Here is a 5,048-nt window from a genome sequence, read left to right as displayed (position 1 = left end):
AAAAGGATTGCTTGCTATGCAAATTAAGAGGGAAGAATCGGCCGGCTTTTTGGTGAACCATTTGGCCCGAACGTTTGCCACGGCTCTTCAGGCGGGGCTTAAGCCGCTCCACCTCGCGCCCGCGCAGTTTATGGTCTTGATTGAGCTTTGGCAGGAGGGGGGGCTTAGTCAGCGCCAACTCATCGACAGGTTAACCGTTGAGCAAGCGACCATGGCCAATACATTGAACCGAATGGAACGCGACGGCTTGATTGAACGCAAACCGTCCCCGCAAGATGGCCGCGTTCAACTCATCTACCCCACGCAGCGCGCCCTGGAACTGGAAGCTGAGGCCAAAACCCGGGCGCAGGCTATTAATCAGTTGGCTCTTTCCGGTTTTACGAATCAGGAGCGGCAGGCTTTTTTTACTGGTATTTCCCGTGTTATGGCTAATCTCCGGGAATGCCTGGATTCGTCCGGGAAATAAGCAGGGTTAACGCGGCAGACGCAATAGGCCAATCAAGTCGGTCAGCGATGTCAGCATTGCGGTTGGCCGGATACCCAGTTCTTCAATGGGCAGGCCATTGCGATTAATCCAGACCGTGCGCAGCCCATAGGCCGCCGCGCCGGTAACGTCCCAACCATTCGCCGAGACGAACAAAATCCGCTCTGGCGGAACGTCCAACCGTTGCACGGCATGGCGATAAACCGAAGGATCGGGCTTATAGCAGCCGGTCGATTCCACCGATAAAATCAAATCCATCAACGGGGTAACACCCGAGGCTTCCCCCGCCGCCGCCAGCATTTGCGGCGTGCCGTTGGAGAGAATCGCCGTGCGAAAGCCATTATCGCGCAACAGGCCGAGCGTGCGCACCGCATCGGGAAAAGCATCAAGCGTTAGGAACGTATCGAGCAGTTCCTGCCGCAGGGCCGGATTTTCCGGATAGTTCAGCGCTGCCAGGGCATAATCCAGCGATTCTTGCGTGATCTGCCAGAAATCGCAGTAGCGGTTCATCAGGCTGCGCAGCCAGGAATATTCAAGCTGCCGCCGCCGCCACAGGGCGATGAGTTCCGCGCCCTTTTCACCCAGCTTCGGCCCCAGCCGCTGCACGGGCGAGGCGATGTCGAACAGGGTTCCATAGGCATCGAAAACGCAGGCCGTAATCGTGCAGAAGGGATCGATTTGCGTGTCGGGGTCGGTCATCAGATGGTTAAATCAGGGCAGGCGGCCGGGGAGCGGCCCGCATTCGCTAAGGCACCAGGCCGACAGTTGCGTGGCAGCCGGATGCGGTTGAGGGGGCGTGTGGCGTAGTCGATCTCGATAGACCGCAACGCCTTCCAGCACGCGCTGAACATAGTTGCGGGTTTCCGAGAAGGGAATTTGTTCAATCCAGGTCAGCCAGCCTTCGATATCGGTGCCAGGATCGCCGTAATCGCGCAGCCATTGGCGCACGCGGCCCGGCCCGGCATTATAGGAGGCAATAGCAAGGGCGTAATCGCCGTTGAACTGATCGAGCACGGTCGCAAGATAGGCCTGACCGAGTTGGATGTTATAGCTTGGCTCTGCCGTCAAGCGCCCATCGGTATGGGATAGCCCCAAGCGTCCCGCAACTTGCTTGGCGGTTGCCGGCATCAACTGCATCAACCCCCGCGCACCGACCTTGCTAACGGCGGTGGGCGAGTAATTGCTCTCCTGCCGGATGATCGCATGTACCAGCGCAGGTTCGGGCGCTGTGGGCAGCGCTTGCGGCAGAATCGGGTAACCGCTTTCCGCTAGCAGCGTGCCGTCGCGGTAAACCCGGCGGGCGATGAGCACGGAAGTTTCCGTCCGCCCCAGGCTATAGGCCAGTTGTGCCGCCCCCGACGCGCGCTCAGCGCCGCCTTCAGCGAGGCGGAATAGAAAGGGGTCGGATTTTTCGGGCAGGCCGATGTCGGTGAGCCGCCGAACGACGCGCACCAACTCCAGCGAGTCGAACTTCTGCTTGTCGGCCCCGGTTAGCAGCGTTTCGGGCGGCAGCCGCCCCGGAACAGTTTCCCCGAGCAACGCCGTCGCCAACTGCCCATAGAAGGCCGCTGGGTAGGCGGCCGCGCGCATCAGCCATTGCTTGGCCTCGGCGTCTTGGCCTTGGGCGAGTGCGGCGCGCGCCGCCCAAAAGGCTCCGCGTGACTGGCTGGGTGGCGTCCTGCTGTTTTTAATCAGCGCTTGAAAATGCCCGAAAGCGACGCTTGGTTGTTTCTGCCAGCGCAAGGCAATGAGCCCCGCTAGAAACTCCGCATCGGCAAATTCGGGCGTGCCCGGCGGCAGGCCGTGATCGCGCGCGAGGCGATAGGCCGTGTCGGGCGAGCCCTCGCGGAGCAGACGGCGGATTTGTAAATCCCGCTCGGTCCACCATAGGTCGGGCCGCTGGGTTGCATCGACCTTTTGGGCGAGCAGCGTGCGGGCGGCATCGTCTTTCCCAGCCCGGCGATAGGCGCGGACCGCATCGAAAATCACCCCCGAATCAGCGGCGGTCGTCTTATCCACCCGGCCTAGGACGGTATCAGGATCGGTGCCGCTGCGGATCGACAGGCGCGCCGTAACGGCGGCTTGATCGGCGGGGCTCAGGCGCGTCAGAACCCGCTGGGCGGTATCGTTTCCGTCACGCGAAAGGGCACGGTCGGCGCGGGCGCGATGGTCTTCGGGGCGTAAAATATCGGCGTAGCGAGTTGCGAAGGTAACTTCTTCGCTGGGCGCAAAACTATCTTCGGCCCAGGAGCGGCGCAGCCAGGTGGCAGCATCGGCGGCACGACCGACGACGGCCAGCCCATCGGCATAGCGTTGACGCGCTTCCCGGCCTTGCGGCGGGTTTGCATCGAACCACTGCACGATGAAGCTATCGGACGGCTCGGTCAGCAGAAAATCTTCGGCTCGGCGACGGAACGGGTTTTGCCCCGGCCAATCGGGATGTTCTTTCAGAAACTGCGCCACATCCTCGAACCCCGCCCCGCCGAGCCCTTTGACCAGGGACGCCCATTTCAACACCTTATCCAAAAGCGGATCGGTGGAGGGGGGCGGATTTGCGGGAAGCGGTTTACCCGCATCAAGGCCCAAAAGGGCGGCGCGGTAATAGGCTTCGGAACTGATCGCCACCGCCGATTTTGCCGCAACGGCTGCGCTGGCCGCTGCTACGGGAACAACAGCGGCTTTCGCTTTTTGTTTTGCGTCAGCGGGCGGTGTCGCTTTGGCGGGCGTCGGTTTGGTAGCCGTCGGCTTCGTTGGGGCCGGTTTCGCCGAAGGTTTCGCTTTAGCCTCGGGCGCAGGTTTGATCGCAACCGGCTTGACCGTGGCGGTCTTAGCCGGCGCGGCTTTCCCCGGCGTTTCCTTGCTTTGGGCGGTCGTGGTCGTCGCCAAGCTCTGCCCGAGGGGGAGAAACACCGTCGCGGCGGTCAATGCAACGCCCAAACCCAGGCGCAAAGCCAGGGAGCGGGGCGGAACCGGGGAGACGGGCCGGGGCCAATAGGAAGTCATGCGCGCGAGTGTATGCGCCACTTCGGGCGGCGGCAAGAGCGGTTAAGCGCGCTGATGCATCGTCATATGCACATTTGACGTGCTCGAAAGCTTGTCTTTGGCGGCCCGGCGCGGCTAGTGTCGGCAAACCCAGAGCGGTTCTAACCCCAAAGCGGTTCTATGAGGATTTTTACCATGTCGGTGTCAGGCACTCAGATGCAGAAGTTTCACGGTTCGATGGTCGCCCTGCTTACCCCGTTCAAAGACGGGAAGCTGGACGAGGCCGCGTTCCAGAAACTCTGCGCCTGGCAGATCGAGCAGGGCACGGACGGGCTGATTCCCGTCGGCACCACCGGCGAATCGCCAACCCTCAGCCACGACGAACACAAGCGCGTGATCGAGCTGTGCTTGGAAGTCGCCAAGGGCAAGGTGCCGGTGATTGCCGGGGCCGGGTCGAACTCGACCACCGAAGCCATCGATTTCATGCGCCACGCCGAAAAGGCCGGGGCCGATGCGGCGCTGGTCGTGACGCCCTATTACAATAAGCCAAGCCAAGAGGGGATGTATCTGCACTATAAGGCGCTGCACGATTGCGCCGATTTGCCGATCTTCATTTACAATATCCCCGGCCGCTCGGTCGTCGATATGACGCCGGAAACCATGGGCCGCTTGGCCGAGCTGCCGCGTATCATCGGTGTCAAGGATGCCACGGCGGATCTCGTGCGCCCCTTACGCCAAACCATCACCTGCGGGGCCGATTTCATTCAGCTTTCGGGTGAAGATGCAACCGCGCTCGCCTATCTCGTCCAAGGCGGCCACGGCTGCATTTCGGTGACGGCCAATATCGCCCCCGGCCTGCTCGCGCAGATGCACGACGCTTGGCTTGCGGGCGATGTGAAAACGGCCATGGCAATCAACGAGCGCCTCTACCCGGTCCATGAAGCCATGTTCTGCGAAACCAGCCCGGCCCCGGTGAAATATGCGGCCTCGCTGCTCGGGCTCGGGGCGTTCGACTGCCGCCTGCCCATCGCGCCGCTGTCCGCAGCAGGCCGGGCGAAGGTTGAGGCGGCTTTGAAGCAGGCAGGGCTGCTCTCCTAATGGCCATTCGCCCCGGCGATAGGTACGCATCGCTCAACCGACGCGCGACCTTCGACTATTTTATCGAAGAGCGGATTGAGTGCGGCATGATCTTGCACGGCACGGAGGTTAAATCTCTGCGCCAGGGCCATGCCAGCATCAACGAATCCCACGCCAGTCAAATGGGCGGGGAAATCTGGCTCTTTAACTGCTACGTGCCCGCCTATAAACAGTCGCGCGAAAACCATGAAGAGCGCCGCCCGCGTAAGCTTCTGCTCCATAAGAAGGAGCGCAACAAGCTGATCGGCGCAATCAAGCGCGACGGGATTACCCTTATTCCCATCGGCATCTACTTTAACGAACGCGGCATCGCCAAGCTCGAACTCGGCGTGGCGCGCGGTAAGAAGAAACAGGACAAGCGCGCGAGCGAAAAAGAACGCGATTGGTCCCGCCAGAAATCGCGGGTGATGCGGGGCGAGAGCTAGGATCGTTTGTTGGGGCTTTG

5 protein-coding genes are annotated in these 5,048 nt (G+C 61.6%); 3 read left to right on the top strand and 2 right to left on the bottom strand.

Annotated features, from left to right (window positions below):
• A partial coding sequence (locus ACIQ36_RS18200; RefSeq protein WP_395831956.1) for a MarR family winged helix-turn-helix transcriptional regulator occupies window positions 1-466 on the top strand: 466 nt, incomplete at its 5' end.
• A gap of 6 nt (window positions 467-472) precedes the next feature.
• Here the strand turns inward: ACIQ36_RS18200 and ACIQ36_RS18195 are convergent.
• Window positions 473-1,183 (bottom strand): haloacid dehalogenase type II, encoded by a 711-nt coding sequence (locus ACIQ36_RS18195; RefSeq protein ID WP_395831954.1) that lies wholly within the window; start codon window positions 1,181-1,183, stop codon window positions 473-475.
• Window positions 1,184-1,195: 12 nt separating this feature from the next.
• Entirely contained in the window at window positions 1,196-3,487 is a 2,292-nt protein-coding gene (locus tag ACIQ36_RS18190) for a transglycosylase SLT domain-containing protein (protein ID WP_395831952.1), read from the bottom strand.
• A 174-nt stretch (window positions 3,488-3,661) separates the two neighbouring features.
• Between ACIQ36_RS18190 and dapA the strand changes: the two genes are divergently transcribed.
• Window positions 3,662-4,564 carry a 4-hydroxy-tetrahydrodipicolinate synthase gene (dapA, locus tag ACIQ36_RS18185; protein WP_395831950.1) on the top strand — a complete coding sequence of 301 codons (903 nt, stop codon included), beginning with the start codon at window positions 3,662-3,664 and terminating at the stop codon, window positions 4,562-4,564.
• Window positions 4,564-5,028 carry an SsrA-binding protein SmpB gene (gene smpB, locus ACIQ36_RS18180; protein ID WP_395831948.1) on the top strand — a complete coding sequence of 155 codons (465 nt, stop codon included), beginning with the start codon at window positions 4,564-4,566 and terminating at the stop codon, window positions 5,026-5,028. The genes dapA and smpB overlap by 1 nt, the downstream gene beginning before the upstream one ends.
• Window positions 5,029-5,048 lie beyond the last annotated feature (20 nt).

The sequence above is a fragment of the Elstera sp. genome, from assembly GCF_044372965.1.
GTDB lineage: Bacteria > Pseudomonadota > Alphaproteobacteria > Elsterales > Elsteraceae > Elstera.
The sequence above is the reverse complement of the archived record's forward strand: the minus strand, read 5'-3'. Positions and strand labels throughout refer to the sequence as shown.

What these genes read in the sequence shown, in the direction of transcription:
- ACIQ36_RS18190 (WP_395831952.1), bottom strand. Translation starts at nt 3,487, where the DNA reads ATGACTTCCTATTGGCCCCGGCCCGTCTCCCCGGTTCCGCCCCGCTCC.
- dapA (WP_395831950.1), top strand. Translation starts at nt 3,662, where the DNA reads ATGTCGGTGTCAGGCACTCAGATGCAGAAGTTTCACGGTTCGATGGTC.
- ACIQ36_RS18195 (WP_395831954.1), bottom strand. Translation starts at nt 1,183, where the DNA reads ATGACCGACCCCGACACGCAAATCGATCCCTTCTGCACGATTACGGCC.
- smpB (WP_395831948.1), top strand. Translation starts at nt 4,564, where the DNA reads ATGGCCATTCGCCCCGGCGATAGGTACGCATCGCTCAACCGACGCGCG.